At 67.7% G+C, this 464-nt stretch carries 1 protein-coding gene; it reads right to left on the bottom strand.

Annotation, left to right across the window (positions count from 1 at the left end; translation table 11 throughout):
* Window positions 1-464 (bottom strand): carboxyl transferase domain-containing protein (locus tag N4G66_RS45345; RefSeq protein WP_315903782.1); only part of this gene is annotated, 464 nt, incomplete at both ends.

Below are 464 nucleotides of genomic sequence, written 5' to 3'. Positions count from 1 at the left end.
ACGTTGAAGGCGTCGCAGGTGCGCACGAAGCGGGCGGCCTTCTCGCTCGCGTCGATGTCCAGGCAGCCGGCGAACTGCATCGGCTGGTTGGCGACGATGCCGACCGGGTGGCCCTCGATGCGGCCGAAGCCGGTGAGGATGTTCGGTGCGAACAGTGCCTGGGTCTCGAAGAACTCGGCGTCGTCCAGGACGTGTTCGATGACGGTGTGCATGTCGTAGGGCTGGTTCGCGCTGTCCGGCACGATGGTGTCCAGCTCGCGGTCCTCGTCGGTGAGGGTGAGGTCCGCCTCCTCCGCGAAGACCGGGGGCTCGCTGAGGTTGTTGGACGGCAGGTAGGACAGCAGCTGCTTGACGTACTCGATGGCGTCCTTCTCGTCGCCGGCCATGTGGTGGGCCACGCCGGAGACGGCGTTGTGGGTGCGGGCGCCGCCCAGTTCCTCGAAGCCGACGTCCTCGCCGGTGAC

The sequence above is a fragment of the Streptomyces rhizosphaerihabitans genome (assembly GCF_025399795.1).
Taxonomy (GTDB): Bacteria; Actinomycetota; Actinomycetes; order Streptomycetales; family Streptomycetaceae; genus Streptomyces; species Streptomyces rhizosphaerihabitans.
This window is presented reverse-complemented; position numbering and strand designations above follow the sequence as displayed.